At 60.0% G+C, this 17,749-nt stretch carries 12 protein-coding genes; 10 read left to right on the top strand and 2 right to left on the bottom strand.

Annotated elements, in window-relative coordinates; genetic code table 11:
• Window positions 1–2 precede the first annotated feature (2 nt).
• From ACN0X0_RS01385 to ACN0X0_RS01345, 9 genes are all read left to right on the top strand, one after another.
• A complete protein-coding gene (locus tag ACN0X0_RS01385; protein WP_417277706.1) occupies window positions 3–1,658 on the top strand; it encodes an alpha-glucosidase in 1,656 nt (551 codons plus the stop codon).
• A gap of 23 nt (window positions 1,659–1,681) precedes the next feature.
• A complete protein-coding gene (locus tag ACN0X0_RS01380) occupies window positions 1,682–2,773 on the top strand; it encodes an ABC transporter ATP-binding protein (protein ID WP_417277705.1) in 1,092 nt (363 codons plus the stop codon).
• A 207-nt stretch (window positions 2,774–2,980) separates the two neighbouring features.
• Window positions 2,981–3,976, top strand: coding sequence for a tellurium resistance protein (locus tag ACN0X0_RS01375; protein WP_417277704.1), 996 nt, complete (start codon window positions 2,981–2,983; stop codon window positions 3,974–3,976).
• 174 nt (window positions 3,977–4,150) lie between these two features.
• Window positions 4,151–5,602 carry an IMP dehydrogenase gene (guaB, locus tag ACN0X0_RS01370; RefSeq protein WP_417277703.1) on the top strand — a complete coding sequence of 484 codons (1,452 nt, stop codon included), beginning with the start codon at window positions 4,151–4,153 and terminating at the stop codon, window positions 5,600–5,602.
• Window positions 5,603–5,683: 81 nt separating this feature from the next.
• A complete protein-coding gene (locus tag ACN0X0_RS01365) occupies window positions 5,684–6,865 on the top strand; it encodes an RsmB/NOP family class I SAM-dependent RNA methyltransferase (RefSeq protein WP_417277702.1) in 1,182 nt (393 codons plus the stop codon).
• Between the two features lie 253 nt (window positions 6,866–7,118).
• Window positions 7,119–9,413: an ATP-binding protein gene (locus tag ACN0X0_RS01360; protein ID WP_417277875.1), complete on the top strand. Its 2,295-nt coding sequence runs from the start codon at window positions 7,119–7,121 to the stop codon at window positions 9,411–9,413.
• Between the two features lie 240 nt (window positions 9,414–9,653).
• Window positions 9,654–10,733, top strand: a complete 1,080-nt coding sequence (recA, locus tag ACN0X0_RS01355; protein WP_417277701.1) for a recombinase RecA — start codon at window positions 9,654–9,656, stop codon at window positions 10,731–10,733.
• Window positions 10,734–10,896: 163 nt separating this feature from the next.
• Window positions 10,897–13,560, top strand: a complete 2,664-nt coding sequence (gene alaS / locus ACN0X0_RS01350; RefSeq protein ID WP_417277700.1) for an alanine--tRNA ligase — start codon at window positions 10,897–10,899, stop codon at window positions 13,558–13,560.
• Between the two features lie 3 nt (window positions 13,561–13,563).
• A complete protein-coding gene (locus ACN0X0_RS01345) occupies window positions 13,564–13,851 on the top strand; it encodes a DUF1330 domain-containing protein (RefSeq protein ID WP_417277699.1) in 288 nt (95 codons plus the stop codon).
• Window positions 13,852–13,900: 49 nt separating this feature from the next.
• Here ACN0X0_RS01345 and ACN0X0_RS01340 read toward each other — a convergent pair whose 3' ends face one another.
• Both ACN0X0_RS01340 and typA read right to left on the bottom strand, forming a co-directional pair.
• Complete coding sequence (locus ACN0X0_RS01340; RefSeq protein ID WP_417277698.1) at window positions 13,901–14,488, bottom strand: VOC family protein; 588 nt, start codon at window positions 14,486–14,488, stop codon at window positions 13,901–13,903.
• 145 nt (window positions 14,489–14,633) lie between these two features.
• A complete protein-coding gene (gene typA, locus ACN0X0_RS01335) occupies window positions 14,634–16,454 on the bottom strand; it encodes a translational GTPase TypA (protein WP_417277697.1) in 1,821 nt (606 codons plus the stop codon).
• 239 nt (window positions 16,455–16,693) lie between these two features.
• Between typA and ACN0X0_RS01330 the strand changes: the two genes are divergently transcribed.
• On the top strand, window positions 16,694–17,746 hold the full coding sequence (locus ACN0X0_RS01330) for a YjgN family protein (RefSeq protein ID WP_417277696.1): 1,053 nt from the start codon (window positions 16,694–16,696) through the stop codon (window positions 17,744–17,746).
• The last annotated feature ends 3 nt before the right edge of the window (window positions 17,747–17,749 follow it).

Below are 17,749 nucleotides of genomic sequence, written 5' to 3'. Positions count from 1 at the left end.
CTATGACCGCAACTTCCTCCTCCCCTGCGCATTTCACCCGTGACAAAGACTGGTGGCGTGGCGCCGTCATCTATCAGATCTACCCGCGCTCCTATCAGGACAGCAATGGCGACGGCATCGGTGATCTGTTGGGCATCGTCCAGCGTTTGCCCTATATCGCCTCTCTCGGTGTGGATGCGATCTGGATTTCGCCGTTCTTCACCTCTCCGATGCGGGATTTCGGCTATGACGTCGCGGATTATTGCGATGTCGACCCGATGTTCGGCTCTCTCGCGGATTTCGACGCGGTGATCGACACGGCGCATCAATATGGCGTCAAAGTGCTGATCGATCTGGTGCTTAGCCACACCTCCGATCAACACCCGTGGTTCATCGAGAGCCGTGAGGACAAGACCAACGCGAAATCCAATTGGTATGTCTGGGCCGACGCGAAACCCGATGGCACGCCGCCGAACAACTGGCTGTCGATTTTCGGGGGCTCCGGCTGGCAATGGGATGCGGGGCGGATGCAATATTATCTGCACAACTTCCTGACCTCGCAGCCCGATCTGAACTTCCACGAACCCGAGGTGCAAAAGGCGCTGTTGGATGTGGCGGAGTTTTGGCTGCACCGCGGGGTGGACGGCTTCCGTCTCGACACGATCAATTTTTACACCCATGACGCCGAGCTGCGCGACAACCCGCCCTTGGCGCCGGAGCTGCGCACGGCAAAGACTGCGCCTGCGGTGAACCCCTACAACTGGCAACAGCACATCTACGACAAATCCCGGCCCGAAAACCTTGAGTTCCTGCGCAAACTGCGGGCCGTGATGGAGCCGTTCAACGCCGCCGCCGTGGGCGAAGTGGGCGATGAGCAGCTTGGGCTCGAAATCCTTGGCGAATATACCAAGGGCGACGATCTCATGCATATGTGCTACGCCTTCGAGCTTTTGTCCGGGGATACGCCGACGCCCGAGTATATCAAGGGCGTGATGGACAAGGTGGCCGAGGTGGCCGCAGACGGCTGGGCCTGTTGGGCCTATTCGAACCACGATGTGGTGCGGCATATGTCGCGCTGGCATCTCGATCCGCAGGGCGCGCGGGCCTTTACAACGCTGATGATGTGTCTGCGCGGCTCGGCCTGTATTTATCAGGGCGAAGAGTTGGGCCTGCCGGAAGCGGAGTTGAAGTTCGAAGACCTGCAAGACCCCTACGGCATCCAGTTCTGGCCGGATTTCAAAGGCCGGGATGGATGCCGCACGCCGATGGTCTGGGAACGTTCCCAACATCACGGCGGCTTTTCCAGTGCAGGCCAGACGTGGTTGCCGGTGAGCGCCGACCACTATCCTCTGGCGGTCGCCCAGTCGGAATACGACCCCGGCGCGATCCTGCATCATTATCGCCGCGCGATTGCCTTCCGCCATGCGCATAAGGCGCTGATGACGGGGACGATGGAGGATATGCGTGTGGATGGGCCTTGCCTGATCTTCACCCGCAAGAATGACGAGGAAGAGCTGTTCTGTGCTTTCAATCTGTCCGATCAGCCCGCCACGCTGGAGGCGCCGAAGGGCAATTGGCATCAGGTTGGCAGCGAATTGAATTCCGCCTCGCCGATGGAAGACGGCAAGCTGCATCTGGGCCCGTGGCAGCCCGCGATCATGCTGCGGTATAAGGTCTGAGATTCAGGGAGGGGAGAGAGGTCATGGCTGATCTGAAACTGGAAAATGTCGCCAAGGTTTACGGCGGCAAGGTCGAGGTCCTGAAGGACATCAATCTCGATATCGAGACCGGCGAGCTGATCGTTTTCGTCGGCCCGTCCGGCTGTGGCAAATCCACGCTTTTGCGCATGATCGCGGGGCTTGAGAAAATCTCCGGTGGCACGCTCGAGATCGACGGGGTGCGGGTCAACGACGTGCCGCCTGCCCAACGCGGCATCGCCATGGTGTTCCAGTCCTACGCGCTCTATCCGCATATGACGGTCTATGACAACATGGCCTTCTCCCTGAAACTCGCCAAGAAATCGAAGGACGAGATCAAGGAAGCGGTGATGCGCGCCGCCCATATCCTGCAACTCGAAGACTATCTCGACCGCCTGCCGAAGGCGCTCTCTGGCGGTCAGCGGCAACGCGTCGCCATCGGCCGCGCCATCGTGCGCGACCCGAAGGTCTATCTCTTCGATGAACCGCTCTCCAACCTCGATGCAGCGCTGCGTGTCGCCACCCGGCTGGAAATCGCGCAGCTCAAAGAGAGCATGCCCGACAGCACGATGATCTATGTGACCCACGATCAGGTGGAGGCGATGACGCTCGCGGACCGCATCGTGGTACTGGCGAACAAAGGCATCGCGCAGGTCGGAAGCCCGCTCGATCTCTACGAGAAGCCCGACAATGAATTCGTCGCGCAATTCATCGGCTCTCCGTCGATGAACCTGATCCCCGGCGAAATCATCGAGACCGGTGCGTTGACTCGGGTCAAGCTCGACGGCGAAGGCATTGCGACCTCGACAATCCCGACCGTGGCGTCCGACATGGGCCGAAAGGTCAACATCGGCGTGCGCCCCGAGGACATGCATCTGGCCGAGGGCGACGCGATCGTCGACGGTGTGGTCGATGTGGTCGAGGCGCTGGGCGAGGTGACCTTGCTCTATTTCGTCGCCGAACGCGGCCTTGACCCCCTGATCGCCAAGCTTCCGGGCATTCATGCGGGGCTCAAGGGCCAAACGGTAAAACTCTCCGCGCCGCCGGAAAAGGTGCATCTCTTTGCGGACGGTCTGTCGATGCGACCGAAAGACTAAAGCGTTTCGCATTAAATCTGTTTCACAGATTTGGTGTGAAGCGCTCACAACGTTTATATGTTGCTCTGCGTTTTTCTTTTTCCTGCCTCAGAAAAAAGAAAAACGCTTTAACCTGCGACATCGCGCCCTCAATGATCCACTTGGAAAGGCTTTCCTGAAACGGGGCAGGGTGATATTCAGCCTTTGAAATGTATAGAGGCCGCCGTCATGACCACACCGCCCCGCATCATGCCCAAACCCTTCAACGCCCCGCCGCAAGGCCTCTGGCGCGCCACGCCGCCGGCGATCTTTCCGCCCATTCTGGGGCTCTTCGGCCTTGGGCTGGGCTGGCGCAACGCGGCCCGCATCCTGCCCGCGCCCGAATGGATTGGCGAGATGCTCCTGGGGGCGATCTCTCTGTTGTATCTCTTCGCGCTTCTGACCTATCTGGCCAAAATGGCGCGGCGTTTCGGGGTCATCTTCGAGGACGCCAAAATCCTGCCAGGCCGCGCCGGGCTTTCGGCCATGACGGCCTCGGGCTTTCTTTTTGCCGCGACCATGGTGCCCTATAGTGCTGCCTTCGCCAAAGCCGTGCTGGTCCTCGCCCTTATTGGGCATGCTTTCGTCGCCGTCGCGATTATCATCGGCATGGCGCGGGGCCCGGCCGAACAGCGACGCGTGACCCCGGTGTGGCACCTGTCTTTCGTCGGTTTCATCATCGCGCCTCTGGCTGCCGCGCCTCTGGGCTGGACTGGCCTGTCCCAGATCATTTTCGCGACGACCCTGCCGATTGCCGCTGCCGTCTGGATCATCTCCGCGATGCAATTTGCCAAATCCGATGTCCCGCCGCCGCTGCGTCCGCTTTTGGCGATCCATGTCGCGCCGGTCTCGCTCTTTGGCATCGTCGCCATGCTCTTGGGTTACACCACGTTGGCACTGGCTTTCGCCTGGATCGGCGTCACTGCGCTGATCGTCTGTCTCGCGGGCATCCGCTACCTCACCAAAGGTGATTTCTCCGCGCTTTGGGGGGGCTTCACCTTTCCGCTCGCGGCCTTCGCCAACCTGATGTTCGCCGCCGCCACGCTCCAACCGATGCCGTTTCGCTTGATCGGCGGGCTGGAACTTGTCGCGGCCACACTGGCGATCACCTATATCGCCGTGAAAATCATGCAGCTTTGGACCAAAGGCAAACTGTCCAAAGCCACCAACGCAGCTGTGGTCTAACGCCTTTTTGTCGTTTCCTTTGCTGTCCAAAATACTCAAAAAGGGTCGCCTTTCTCGGAAGCGCGGCCCTAAATCTTGCGTGACATCCGGGTGAAACCCACAAAACACCCTTTCCATTGTGGCACATCCATGCGATAGCGACGTGCCAAACCGTATCCCCCATGGAGAGACCTGATGGAGATTCGCGAGGCGCTTACCTTCGATGACGTATTGCTTGTTCCGGCTGCATCTTCCGTGCTGCCGTCAACGGCGGACACCAAGACCTTTGTGACGAAGGCCATTCAGTTGAACATCCCTTTGATGTCCTCTGCGATGGACACCGTGACGGAGGCCCGCATGGCGATCGCCATGGCACAGGCCGGGGGCGTGGGCGTGATCCACAAGAACCTCGATGTGGAAAAGCAATCCATCGAGGTCCGCCGCGTCAAACGCTTTGAGAGCGGCATCGTTTACAATCCGGTGACCCTCACCGCGAACCAGACCATCGCGGATGCCAAGGCGCTTTGCGCTCAGTATAATTTCACCGGCTTCCCGGTGATTGACGAGACCCGCCGCGTGGTTGGCATCGTCACCAACCGTGACATGCGGTTTGCCACCTCCGACGACACGCCCGTGTCTCAGGTGATGACCTCGAACGATCTCGCCATTCTGCAAGAGCCCGCAGATCGCGACGAGGCGATTTCTCTCATGAAGGCCCGCCGGATCGAAAAGCTTCTGGTCACCGACGCCAAGGGGCACCTGACCGGGCTTTTGACCCTGAAAGACACCGAACAAGCTGTGCTGAACCCGTCGGCTTGCAAAGACAGCCTCGGCCGTCTGCGGGTGGCCGCAGCCACCTCCGTGGGGGACGCGGGCTTTGAACGCTCCGCCGCTTTGGTGGACGCGGGCGTCGATATCATCGTCATCGACACGGCGCATGGCCATTCCCAAGGCGTTGTGGACGCCGTGGCCCGCGCCAAAAAGGAATTCGGCGACAAGGTCCAGATCATCGCGGGCAACGTCGCCACTGGCGAAGCCACCAAGGCGCTGATCGGCGCAGGTGCGGATGCGGTCAAAGTCGGCATCGGGCCGGGGTCGATCTGCACCACCCGTATGGTCGCAGGCGTTGGCGTGCCGCAGTTGACCGCGATCATGGATTGCTCGAAAGCCGCCGGTGACGTGCCTGTGATTGCCGATGGAGGCATCAAATTCTCCGGTGACTTCGCGAAAGCGATCGCGGCGGGCGCCTCTGTCGCCATGGTGGGTTCGATGATCGCTGGCACGGACGAAAGCCCGGGTGAAGTGATCCTCTATCAGGGCCGGTCGTTCAAATCCTACCGTGGCATGGGCTCCTTGGGCGCCATGGCGCGCGGCTCGGCGGATCGCTATTTCCAAAAAGACGCCGCCTCCGACAAGCTCGTGCCCGAGGGCATCGAGGGGCAGGTGCCCTACAAAGGCCCCGTCGGCACCGTGCTGCACCAGATGGTTGGCGGTCTTCGTGCGGCCATGGGCTACACCGGCTGCGCCACCGTTGCCGAGATGAACACGAACTGTCAGTTCACCAAGATCACCGGTGCGGGCCTCAAGGAATCTCATGTCCACGACGTGCAGATCACCCGCGAAAGCCCGAACTACCGGATCGGCTGAGCCGACCCGTTTTGATGAAACACCGACGGCGGCCTTCGGTCGCCGTTGCTTTTTGCACCAGACCCTGTTTTTGCTGAACACATGACACCCGCAGCCCGCCTTTCCGCCGCCATAGAGATTCTCGACGATGTTCTGATCGGCGAGAATGCCGAACGTGTGTTGACCACCTGGGCGCGCGGCCACCGCTTTGCTGGCTCGAAAGACCGTGCGGCGATCCGCGATCTCGTGTTCGATGCGATCCGCTGCATGCGCTCTTACGGCTGGCTTGGGGGCGCGGGCGAGGGGCGGCCCTCGGCGCGTCAGCTGATGATCGGCGCGTTGCGGGCTGCGGGCACTGACCCTGACACTTTGTTTTGTACCGATCGCTTTGCGCCGCGCCCTTTGACCGACGAGGAACGCGCGGCGGCTCCCGATTTGGACAATGCGCCACAGGGCGTGCGCCTCGATTGCCCGGACTGGCTTTTGCCGCTTTATCAGGAAACGCTTGGCGATACGATGGAGGCGGTGCTGTCGGGCATGCGTCAGCGTTCCGAGGTGTATCTTCGGGTCAATGCCGCGAAATCGACGCTGGGCCATGCGTTGGAACATCTGGCCAATGACGGCATCGAAGCGGCGCCGCATCCGCTCTCGGAAACCGCTCTAAAGGTCACCAAAGGTGCCCGCGCCGTGGCGCGGTCTCAGGCCTATCTGACCGGTCTGGTCGAGCTTCAGGACGCGGGCTCTCAGGCGATCATCGACGCTCTGCCGCTGGAAGACGGCATGTCGGTTCTGGATTATTGCGCGGGCGGCGGTGGCAAATCTCTTGCCATGGGGGCGCAGGCCAAGCTCACTTTGACCGCCCATGATGTCGATCCGGCGCGGATGCAGGATATCACGGCGCGGGCCGGGCGCGCAGGGCTCAAGATCACCACGGCGCGCAAATCTGAGCTGGCCGCAAGTTACGATCTGGTGCTCTGCGATGTGCCCTGTTCCGGCTCTGGCGCCTTTTCCCGCAGTCCGCAAGGCAAATGGGCGCTGACGTCCACGCGGCTCGCGCATTTGGGCGCGATCCAATCCGATATTCTCGATGAGGTTGCGCCTTTGGTGCATCCCGGTGGATGCCTCGCCTATGCGACCTGTTCGCTCTTTGAGGCGGAAAATGCCGGGCAGGTTTCGGCCTTCCTTGCTCGAAATTCTGGTTTTCACATGGAAAAACAGCGTCTTATAAGTCCTCTTGAGGGCGGTGATGGGTTCTTTTATGCGGTTTTGCGTCGCAACGCCTGAGACTGTTTCCACTCTGGAAACGGGAAAAATAAGTTAACAATACAACTTTACCGATAGTTCTTCACGTTTTATCGTGAAATGGACCGGGCATTAAAAGCACATTAACCAAACCGCTTCCACACTCGGTCTGAACGCACGGAGTTTTCAGATTCCGTTGACATATTTCCCGACGGCTGGGTCGGGCAATGATGAGACATGCCGAAGTGCAACGGCAGGACAGACGCATAGTCAGGGGGGACGTGTGCAAACCACAATGACCGCAGGCCCATTGTCGAAACAGGCCGGACGGCTGGCGCCCTATAGTTTGGCGATTTCCCTCGCTGGGGCCGCGTTATGCGCCAGTGCTTTGGTGATCCCCCTGCCGCGGCTGGGGATCATGGCCTTTGCTGCGGGGGCGGTGCTGCTTTGGGCGGCGCTCCTCGTGAGGCTTTTGAGCTATCGTCAGAAACAGATGCGGCGCAGGCTTTACGAGGCGCTTTCTGCCTTTGTGGCCAATGATGCCGCGCCGTCTTTCACCACGGATTTGAATGGCGTGATCGGGTATGAGAACCGCGCTGCGGTGGCCCGGTTCGGCGGTCGCGGCGGCGAGACGCTTTTGGGCGCGCTCGAAGACCTCTTCGCAGCGCCTGCCGCCACGCTCAGCCGCCTGCAATCGCGCGCACTGGCCAAAGGGGCGGCGCGCGAAGACGTGGTGATGCGCCACGGGCATATGCGCCTCGCGGTGCATCTGATCGGCGAAGACGGTTTTCTGTGGCGGCTCGAAGATATGGCGGAGCGGGGTGGCGCGCTCGATGGCGATGTCATTTCCCTGCCCATGCTGACGATGAGCAAGAACAACACCATACTTTACATGAACGAGCCGTTGCGTCGCTTGCTCGGGCACCGCGAAAAGGCGCTGGACCGGATGATCACCGATCTGCCGATCCGTCCGGGGGACGTGCATGTTCTGGCCGGGGTCGAGGGGCGGATTTATGCCCGTGTGGCCCAGTTCGAAAGTGGAGAGTCGGGGCGTAAGGAATTGTATTTTCTGCCGGAAACCACGCCCAATGTCGGGGAATGGGACGCCTTTGATGCGCTCCCCGTTGCGCTCTTGAAGGTGGCGGTCGATGGGCAGATTTTACAGTCAAACCGACATTCGCGCGAGCTTTTGTCGATCCCTTCGCATGATCAGTTGAGCCTGAGCGATCTGGTCGAGGGGCTTGGGCGTCCGGTGCAGGATTGGGTCACCGATGTGGCGATGGGACGGGCGCGCAAGCCCGAGTTCGTGCGCGCGTCGCGGCCGCAGAATGACACCTTTTTGCAGATCACCCTCAATCGTGTCGAAGGCCAGAACAAACAGATCGAGCTGATTGCCGTGCTGTCGGATGCGACCGAATTGAAATCGCTCGAGGCGCAGTTCGTGCAGAGCCAGAAGATGCAGGCCATCGGCCAGCTTGCGGGCGGTGTGGCGCATGATTTCAACAATCTTTTGACAGCGATTTCAGGTCATTGCGACCTGTTGTTGTTGCGTCACGACAAGGCGGACCCGGATTACAGCGATCTTGTTCAAATCCACCAAAACGCCAACCGCGCGGCCTCCCTTGTTGGTCAGCTTTTGGCATTCTCGCGCAAACAGACGCTGAAACCCGAGGTCATTGACCTGCGCGATACGCTGTCCGATCTGACCCATTTGCTGAACCGTTTGGTGGGTGAGAAAGTCACCCTGACGCTCAATCACGATGCCGGGCTTTTGCCGATCCGTGTGGACAAGCGCCAGCTTGAACAGGTAATCATGAACCTCGTGGTGAACGCCCGTGATGCGATGCCGTCGGGTGGTGAGATCAAGGTGGAAACCCGCAACGAGGTGCTGCGCGAAGGCTTTACGCGCGACCGGGCAACGCTTCCCGTGGGAGAATATGTCATGGTAACCGTGTCTGATCAGGGCATCGGCATCCCGCCGGAGCGGCTTCAGAAAGTGTTCGAGCCGTTCTACACCACGAAGCGCACGGGCGAGGGCACGGGGCTTGGACTGTCGACCGCCTATGGCATCATCAAACAGACGGGCGGGTTCATTTTCGTCGACAGTGTGGTGGGCTCCGGCACTGCCTTTACCATCTATCTCCCGGCCCATACGGCACGCGCTGAGGCGGTGGTCGAGGCGGCGAATAAGCCCTTGCCCGATGTCACAACACAGGCGGAGCGGGGCTCTGGCGTGATCCTACTGGTCGAGGACGAAGCGCCCGTGCGGGCCTTTGCCTCGCGCGCGCTGCGCCTGCGCGGCTACACGGTGATCGAGGCGGAGAATGCAGAGGAGGCATTGGAAACCTTGGAAGACGACAGTCTGCATATCGATGTTTTCGTCTCCGATGTGATCATGCCTGGGATGGATGGGCCAAGTTGGGTGTCCGAGGCGCTGAAAGAGCGTCCGGGGGTCAAGGTGGTCTTCGTGTCGGGCTATGCGGAGGATCATTTTTCTGAGCAGCAATCACGCATTCCGAATTCGACCTTCCTGCCAAAACCCTTCTCTTTGTCCGAACTGACCGCGACGGTGCAGGCGCAGTTTCATTGAATGAAGCTGCGTCAGCCGTTGAAAATAATTGCGTGTGGCCGCATTTTCGCAACCTCTCGTTAACCAGTCTTGTTTCACAGTCATTTTCGTAAATTTAAGTTGAAATGTTCTCTTTTTGTGCTCATAAAGATAAATAAGAACAAGAGGCGAACACGAGCTCCGCATAGGACCCCGACCAATACGCGCCACAGATTGCGTGATGGACGCTTTGGAACGGGTGTGAAATAAGGAATTAAACAGATGGCAACGGCGACCAAAGACATGGCAAAGAACGACAAGCAAAACGGGGACAAGCAGAAGGCGCTCGACAGCGCGCTGGCCCAGATCGAGCGGCAATTTGGCAAAGGTTCGATCATGAAACTTGGTGCCGACAACCCGGTGCAGGAAATCGAGTCGACCTCGACGGGCTCTCTGGGCCTCGACATCGCGCTTGGCATCGGTGGCATCCCGAAGGGTCGTATCGTCGAGATTTACGGCCCGGAATCTTCGGGCAAAACCACGCTGACGCTCCATTGTGTGGCCGAAGAACAGAAAAAAGGCGGCGTTTGTGCCTTTGTCGATGCGGAACATGCGCTGGACCCGATCTATGCGAAAAAACTCGGCGTCGATCTCGATGAGTTGCTGATTTCCCAGCCGGACACCGGCGAGCAAGCGCTTGAAATCGTGGACACTCTGGTGCGTTCCGGCGCGGTGAGCCTTGTCGTCGTCGACTCGGTGGCGGCGCTGACGCCAAAATCCGAACTTGAAGGCGACATGGGCGACAGCTCCGTCGGTGTGCAGGCCCGTCTGATGTCTCAGGCGATGCGCAAGCTGACCGGGTCGATCAGCCGCTCGAAATGTACCGTGATCTTCATCAACCAAATCCGCATGAAGATCGGCGTGATGTTCGGCTCGCCCGAAACCACCACCGGCGGCAATGCGCTGAAATTCTACTCCTCCGTGCGTCTGGACATCCGCCGCATTGGTGCGATCAAGGATCGTGACGAAGTCGTCGGCTCCGAAACCCGCGTGAAAGTGGTGAAAAACAAGGTGGCGCCGCCGTTCAAACAGGTGGAATTCGACATCATGTATGGCGAAGGCATCTCGAAAACCGGCGAGCTTCTGGACCTCGGCGTCAAGGCCGGTGTCGTGGACAAATCCGGTGCCTGGTTCTCCTATGGCGACGAGCGTGTGGGGCAGGGCCGTGAGAACGCGAAACGCTACCTCAAGGACAACCCGCAGGTGGCGCTTGAGATCGAGGATAAAATCCGCGCGGCGCATGGCCTCGATTTCGATCTTGGCGATGATTTCGAGAAGGACGATCTGCTCGACGACGAGTGAGATCACCGCTGAGATCACCGGGACAATCTGATTTCAAAGCACTAGATTAAAACAAAGGGCCGACGCGTTTCGGCCCTTTTTGCTGTCGCGCGTTATGGACAGCCCCGCGTGAGAACGGTAAACCGGCTTGAATGCCAAGAAAACCCGCAAGGACGCGCCCCACATGCCCAGCGTGAACGACATCCGCTCTACCTTTCTCAACTATTTTGAACGCAACGGTCACACCGTCGTGGACAGCTCGCCGCTGGTGCCGCGCAACGACCCGACGCTCATGTTCACCAACTCCGGGATGGTGCAGTTCAAGAACTGCTTCACCGGGCTGGAAAAACGCGATTACGTGCGGGCCACCACGGCGCAGAAATGTGTGCGCGCAGGCGGCAAGCACAACGATCTGGACAATGTCGGCTACACGGCGCGGCACCACACGTTCTTTGAGATGCTCGGCAACTTTTCCTTTGGCGATTACTTCAAACACGAGGCGATCCCCTTTGCCTGGGAGCTGATCACCCGCGATTTCGACATCCCGAAGGACAAGCTCTACACCACCGTCTATCACACCGATGACGAGGCGTTCGAGATTTGGAAAAAGGTCGGCGTGCCGGAAGATCGGATCATCCGCATCGCCACCTCGGACAACTTCTGGCAGATGGGCGACACCGGGCCTTGTGGTCCCTGCACCGAGATTTTCTACGATCACGGCGATCACATCTGGGGTGGCCCTCCGGGCAGCCCGGAAGAGGACGGGGATCGTTTTATCGAGATCTGGAACCTCGTGTTCATGCAGAACGAGAAATTCGCCGACGGCACCATGACCGATCTCGACATGCAGTCGATCGACACGGGCATGGGGCTTGAGCGGATTTCGGCGCTGTTGCAGGGCTCGCACGACAACTACGACACCGATATGATGAAGTCGCTGATCGAGGCCTCGGCGCATGCGACCTCTGTCGATCCTTATGGTGACAAGAACGTCCATCACCGGGTGATCGCGGACCACCTGCGCTCGACGTCCTTCCTCATTGCCGATGGGGTGATGCCGTCGAACGAGGGGCGGGGCTATGTGCTCCGCCGCATCATGCGCCGCGCCATGCGTCACGCGCACCTCTTGGGCGCGAAAGACCCGATCATGCACAAATTGGTACCGGAACTGGTGCGCCAGATGGGCGATGCCTATCCGGAGCTGCGCATCGGTCAGGCGATGATCGAAGAGACGCTGAAACTCGAAGAAACCCGGTTCATCCAGACGCTGGATCGTGGTCTGAAACTCTTGGAAGACGAGCTAGTGGACCTGCCCGAGGGCGAAAAGCTTCCGGGCGAGGCGGCGTTCAAGCTCTATGACACCTACGGGTTCCCGCTCGATTTGACCCAGGACGCGCTGCGCGAAAAGGGCGTCGAGGTCGACACCTCCGGCTTCGATAGTGCCATGGCCGAACAAAAGGCCAAGGCACGTGCCGCTTGGGCCGGCTCTGGTGAGGCGGCGGATGCGACCGTCTGGTATGACATCGCGGAAGATAAAGGCACCACGGAATTCCTAGGCTACGACACCGAGAAGGCCGAGGGTGAGATCGTCGCGCTCGTCAAAGACGGCGCGCGTGTCGATGCCGTCAAAGAGGGCGACACGGCGCAGATCGTGGTCAACCAGACGCCGTTTTATGGCGAGTCTGGTGGTCAGGTCGGGGACACCGGCGTGATCCGCGTGGAAAAATCCATCGCCAAGGTGACCGACACGAAAAAGGTCGCGGGCGTCTTTATTCATTTCGCGACCATCGAGTCTGGCGAGATCAAAGTCGGCGCACCGGCGGCGCTCGAGGTTGATCATTCCCGCCGTAGCGCCATCCGCGCCAACCACTCCGCGACGCACCTGTTGCACGAGGCGCTGCGCGAGGCTTTGGGCGATCACGTCGCACAGCGCGGCTCGCTGAATGCGCCGGATCGTCTGCGCTTCGACTTCTCGCACGCAAAGGCGCTGAGCGCCGAGGAAATCGCCAAAGTCGAGGCCGACATCAACCTCTACATCCGCCAGAACACGGCTGTGGAAACTCGGATCATGACGCCCGACGACGCCCGCGAGTTGGGTGCGCAGGCACTCTTCGGTGAGAAATACGGCGAAGAGGTGCGCGTGGTCTCCATGGGCACGGCGGACACCGGCAAAGGCACCGATGGCAAGACCTATTCCATCGAGCTTTGCGGCGGCACCCATGTCAAACGCACGGGCGACATCGGCCTTTGTGTGATCCTCGGCGACAGCGCGTCGTCGGCCGGTGTGCGCCGGATCGAGGCTCTCACGGGGCAGGCGGCTTTGGCGCATCTTGAGACTGAAGCGCACCGTGCAGGCGAGATCGCAGCCCTGTTGAAAACCCCGGTCTCCGAGGTCGTGGATCGCGTGAAATCCCTGTCGGACGAGCGCAAACGCCTCGAACAGGAAGTCGCCAATCTCAAACAACAGATCGCACTTGGTGGTGGCATGAGTGGCGGCGCCAAAGGCGGTGCCGAGGCTCAGGATGTGAACGGCATTCCGTTCCTCGCACAAGCGCTGCAAGGCGTTTCCGGCAAAGACCTGCGCGGCTTGATCGATGCGCATAAAAACAACCTCGGCTCCGGCGTGATCCTGTTGATCGCGGAAGAGGACGGCAAGGTCGCTGTGGCCTGTGGCGTGACCGACGACCTGACCGACAAAGTCTCCGCCGTGGACGTGCTCAAGGCCGCCGTGCCTGCGGTCGGTGGCAAAGGCGGCGGTGGCCGTCCGGATATGGCGCAGGGCGGGGGCAAGGACTTCGCGGGCGCCGAGGCCGCGATTGAAGCCGCAGTTGCCCTGTTGAAAGGATAAACCATGCCAGCCCTTTGGATTGCTCATGTGACCGTCACCGACGAGGAGGCCTATGGCAAATACGCCAAACTGGCCGGTCCTGCGATTGCCAAACACGGCGGCAAGTTCATCGCCCGCGCCGCACGTTACGTGCAGCTTGAGGGCAAAGAACGTCCGCGCAATGTGGTGGCGAGGTTCGACACGGTCGAGGCCGCGGTCGCCTGCTACCACTCGCCGGAATACCAAGAGGCGCTGAGCCATGCCAAAGGTGCCTCAGAGCGGGAGCTTTTGGTGGTCGAAACGGAAGAGTGAGAGCTCTTATATGATGTGAGAACGGCGCGGGAATTTCCCGCGCCGTTTTTCATGTCTCAAAGGGATTTTTCGCGGCGCGATCAGAGGAGAGCGTCTTCGTGTTCTCGCTGACAAGCGCCTCAATCGCATCGGCCAAATGCACCGTATCGATATGGTCATCGCCCGCCGCCACACGGATCAGATGCGCGCGGTGGAGCACATCGGTATGAGTGTAGCCCAGAGGCGGCTCAAAGCGGTAGGACGCCAGCTCGATCAACATGCCATTCGGTTCGCGGAAATAGATCGAGTCCATGAACCCGCGATCCTTGACGCCCGAGTGTTTCACGCCGCGCGCGTCGAGCCGCGCGACCACCTGATCAAAGGTCACTTTCGAGACATTGAACGCGAGGTGATGCAGAGACCCCGGCCCCTGGTCGATCCTGTGCCGTCCCGGTTTGCGCTCCTCGGAGGTGAACACCGTGATCAGCCGCCCGTCGCCCGGATCGAAATAGAGATGGCCGTCCTCGGGCTTGTCGAGGTTGGGTTGCTCGAACACAAACGGCATGCCCAGCACACCCTCCCAAAAGTCGATGGTCGACTGCCGGTCCGCGCCGGTGATGGTGATGTGATGCACGCCCTGAGTTTGGATTTTACGCATGGCTTGTCTCCTTTGAGACCAAGATAGCGCAATCAGGACCAATCCCGAAGGCCGTCAGCCGCACAGACTCTGCGCGCCAAAGCGAAAGGCCCGCCGGTGAGGGCGAGCCTTTGGTTTCCTTTGTGCCTGAAATACTCAGGCAGATTTAGATCTGAGCCGCCTTGGCGTTGCGCTTGCGCTCATGCGGGTCGAGGTAGCGTTTGCGCAGGCGGATGCTCTCCGGCGTCACTTCGACCAGCTCATCGTCGTTGATGTAAGCGATGGCTTCTTCCAGAGACAGCGTCACCGGTGTCGTCAGGCGCACCGCGTCGTCCGTACCAGAGGCGCGCACGTTGGTGAGTTTTTTGCCTTTGAGCGGGTTCACTTCGAGATCGTTGTCGCGGGAATGCTCGCCGATGATCATGCCTTGGTAAACCTTGGCTTGCGCCCCGATGAAGAGCTTGCCGCGTTCTTCGAGGTTCCACAGCGCGTAGGCCACGGATTCACCGTCTTCCATGGAGATCAGAACACCCTGACGACGGCCCGGGATCGGGCCTTTGTAGGCGGTCCAGCCGTGGAACACGCGGTTCAAAACGCCGGTGCCGCGGGTGTCGGTCAAAAACTCGCCGTGGTAGCCGATGAGACCGCGCGACGGCACATGCGCGATGATGCGCGTTTTGCCGTTCTGCTGTTTCATCTCGGTCAGGTCGCCTTTGCGGGCCCCCGTCAGTTTCTCGATCACGGCGCCGGAGTATTCGTCATCCACGTCGACCGTGACTTCCTCGACTGGCTCCATGCGTTTGCCGTCTTCTTCCTTCATGATCACCTGCGGGCGGGAGATCGACAGTTCGAACCCTTCGCGACGCATGTTTTCAATCAGCACGCCCATCTGCAATTCGCCACGACCGGAGACCTCGAAGGCCTCGCCGCCGGGGGTGTCTTTGACCTTGATCGCGACGTTGGTTTCGGCCTCTTTCATGAGACGATCCCGGATCACGCGGGACTGGACCTTCTTGCCTTCGCGACCGGCCAGCGGGCTGTCGTTGATGCCGAAGGTCACGGTGATGGTCGGCGGATCGATCGGCTGAGCTTCGAGCGGCTCATCGACTTCCAGCGCACAGATCGTGTCGGAGACGGTCGCTTTCGCCATGCCCGAAAGCGATACGATGTCGCCCGCGATGGCTTCGTCGATCTCTGCCATGGCGAGACCGCGGAAGGCTTGGATTTTCTTGACCTGGAATTGTTCGATCTTTTGGCCGTTGCGGGTCAGGGCCTGCACGGTGGCACCGGCTTTGATTTTGCCGCTTTCAACGCGACCGGTCAGAAGGCGGCCGAGGAACGGGTCAGACCCCAGCGTGGTGGCGAGCATTTTGAACGGCTCGGTCTGGTGCTTGAGCTGACGCGGGGCCGGGACGTGGTTCAGGATCAGGTTAAAGAGCGCATCGAGGTTCTTGCGCGGCCCATCGAGTTCCGCATCACACCAGCCGGAACGACCGGAGGCGTAGAGATGCGGGAAGTCGAGCTGATCGTCATTGGCGTCCAAGGAGGCGAAGAGGTCGAAACATTCGTCCAGCGCACGGTCCGGCTCGGCGTCCGGTTTGTCGACTTTGTTCAAAACCACGATCGGGCGCAGGCCCAGAGCCAGCGCTTTCGAGGTCACGAATTTGGTTTGCGGCATCGGACCTTCGGCGGCGTCCACCAAAAGGACGACCCCGTCCACCATGGAGAGGATGCGTTCAACCTCGGCGCCAAAGTCGGCGTGGCCGGGCGTGTCGACGATGTTGATGCGATGGCCTTTCCATTCGACAGAGGTGGCTTTCGCCAGAATGGTGATGCCGCGCTCGCGCTCCAGATCGTTGGAGTCCATGGCGCGTTCGGTGGTGGCCTGGTTTTCGCGGTAAGTGCCCGACTGTTTCAGAAGCTCGTCCACAAGCGTGGTTTTGCCGTGGTCAACGTGGGCGATGATGGCGATATTGCGAAGATCCATAGGGTAGGGGTTTCCGTGGTGAAAATGAGTTGGCTTGCGCCTACCCCGGTCCGGGACAAAAAGCCAGACGTAAAACCGCTTTTTGGCGGTTTTAGGCGGTTTGACCCGGTTGCATGCGGGGATGCCCGCCGTTGCGAGGCATCTAGGGGGAAAAACGCCGCGGAATTTTCCCTTTGCAAAATCAGGCAATTTCCGATTTTGACGCGCAATAAACTTTCTCAACGATAAGGGACATAAGAGTGCAAGACCAAGAGTATCGCCCGGTGGTGTTTTCCGGGACCGCACGCGAGTATTTCGGCGTGTGGATCGTCAATCTTCTTTTGAGCATTGTGACGCTCGGCATTTATTCGGCCTGGGCCAAGGTGCGCCGGTTGAAATATTTCCACCAACATACCGAGATCGAGGGGCGTCGCTTCGACTACCACGCCACTGGCAAACAGATTTTCATCGGTCGTCTGATCGTGATCGCCGCCATCGTGGTGTTGCAGATCGTCACGGCCGTTCTGCCGCCGCTGGGGATTTTGCTCTGGCTCGGTGTGCTGATCTATGTGCCGACGCTGATCAACAAAGCCCTTCGCTTCCGCGCCCGCATGACCTCCTGGTCGGGACTGCGGTTCGATTTCGAGGGCAGCTATTGGGGCGCGTTGCGCACGCTGATCCTCTATCCGGTGCTGTCCCTGTTCACGCTTTACCTGGCGCTGCCCTTCGTGATCCGCGCGCAGCACAGCTACACCACCAACAACCACCGCTTCGGCACGGCGAAATTCCATTTCGAAAGCCCCATCGGCCCGTTCTACAAAGCCTTCGTCTTTGCCATCCTGTGGATGGCGGTGATCGGCGGGGTTGGCCTCTGGGCGCTCGGCGCGGGCGAGCTGTTCACGTCTCTGGCGATGGAAACCGCTGAGCCGACGCCGGAAATGATGATCCGTTTCGGTCTGATCTACGTGGTGGCTCTGGTGGCGATTGTGCCTATGGCCTTCATCTATCAGGCCTTCCTGCGCAATGCCGTCTTTGCGGGCACCGAATTGGAAGGCGGGCATAAGTTCCGTTCGACCATCTCGCCGGCGGGTCTCCTCTGGGTGGCTTTTTCCAACGCCTTCTTCGTGGTGATCTCCTTGGGTCTTCTGACGCCGCTCGCCCATGTCCGCATGTCGCGCTATCTGGCCGCGAACACCTTTGTCGCGCCCAACGGCTCGCTCGATGAATTCATCGGCGGCGAGGCTCAGAAAACTTCGGCCATTGGCGACGCCTATGTCGATATCGAGGGCATCGACCTCGGCATGGCCATCTAAGTG

The sequence above is a fragment of the Celeribacter sp. genome, from assembly GCF_048270365.1.
GTDB lineage: Bacteria > Pseudomonadota > Alphaproteobacteria > Rhodobacterales > Rhodobacteraceae > Celeribacter.
This window is presented reverse-complemented; position numbering and strand designations above follow the sequence as displayed.

Excerpts from the sequence above, each read along its gene's own strand:
- ACN0X0_RS01345 (WP_417277699.1), top strand. The coding sequence starts at position 13,564 with ATGCCAGCCCTTTGGATTGCTCATGTGACCGTCACCGACGAGGAGGCC.
- ACN0X0_RS01375 (WP_417277704.1), top strand. The coding sequence starts at position 2,981 with ATGACCACACCGCCCCGCATCATGCCCAAACCCTTCAACGCCCCGCCG.
- ACN0X0_RS01340 (WP_417277698.1), bottom strand. The coding sequence starts at position 14,488 with ATGCGTAAAATCCAAACTCAGGGCGTGCATCACATCACCATCACCGGC.
- ACN0X0_RS01380 (WP_417277705.1), top strand. The coding sequence starts at position 1,682 with ATGGCTGATCTGAAACTGGAAAATGTCGCCAAGGTTTACGGCGGCAAG.
- ACN0X0_RS01385 (WP_417277706.1), top strand. The coding sequence starts at position 3 with ATGACCGCAACTTCCTCCTCCCCTGCGCATTTCACCCGTGACAAAGAC.
- ACN0X0_RS01360 (WP_417277875.1), top strand. The coding sequence starts at position 7,119 with ATGACCGCAGGCCCATTGTCGAAACAGGCCGGACGGCTGGCGCCCTAT.
- guaB (WP_417277703.1), top strand. The coding sequence starts at position 4,151 with ATGGAGATTCGCGAGGCGCTTACCTTCGATGACGTATTGCTTGTTCCG.
- ACN0X0_RS01365 (WP_417277702.1), top strand. The coding sequence starts at position 5,684 with ATGACACCCGCAGCCCGCCTTTCCGCCGCCATAGAGATTCTCGACGAT.
- recA (WP_417277701.1), top strand. The coding sequence starts at position 9,654 with ATGGCAACGGCGACCAAAGACATGGCAAAGAACGACAAGCAAAACGGG.
- typA (WP_417277697.1), bottom strand. The coding sequence starts at position 16,454 with ATGGATCTTCGCAATATCGCCATCATCGCCCACGTTGACCACGGCAAA.
- alaS (WP_417277700.1), top strand. The coding sequence starts at position 10,897 with ATGCCCAGCGTGAACGACATCCGCTCTACCTTTCTCAACTATTTTGAA.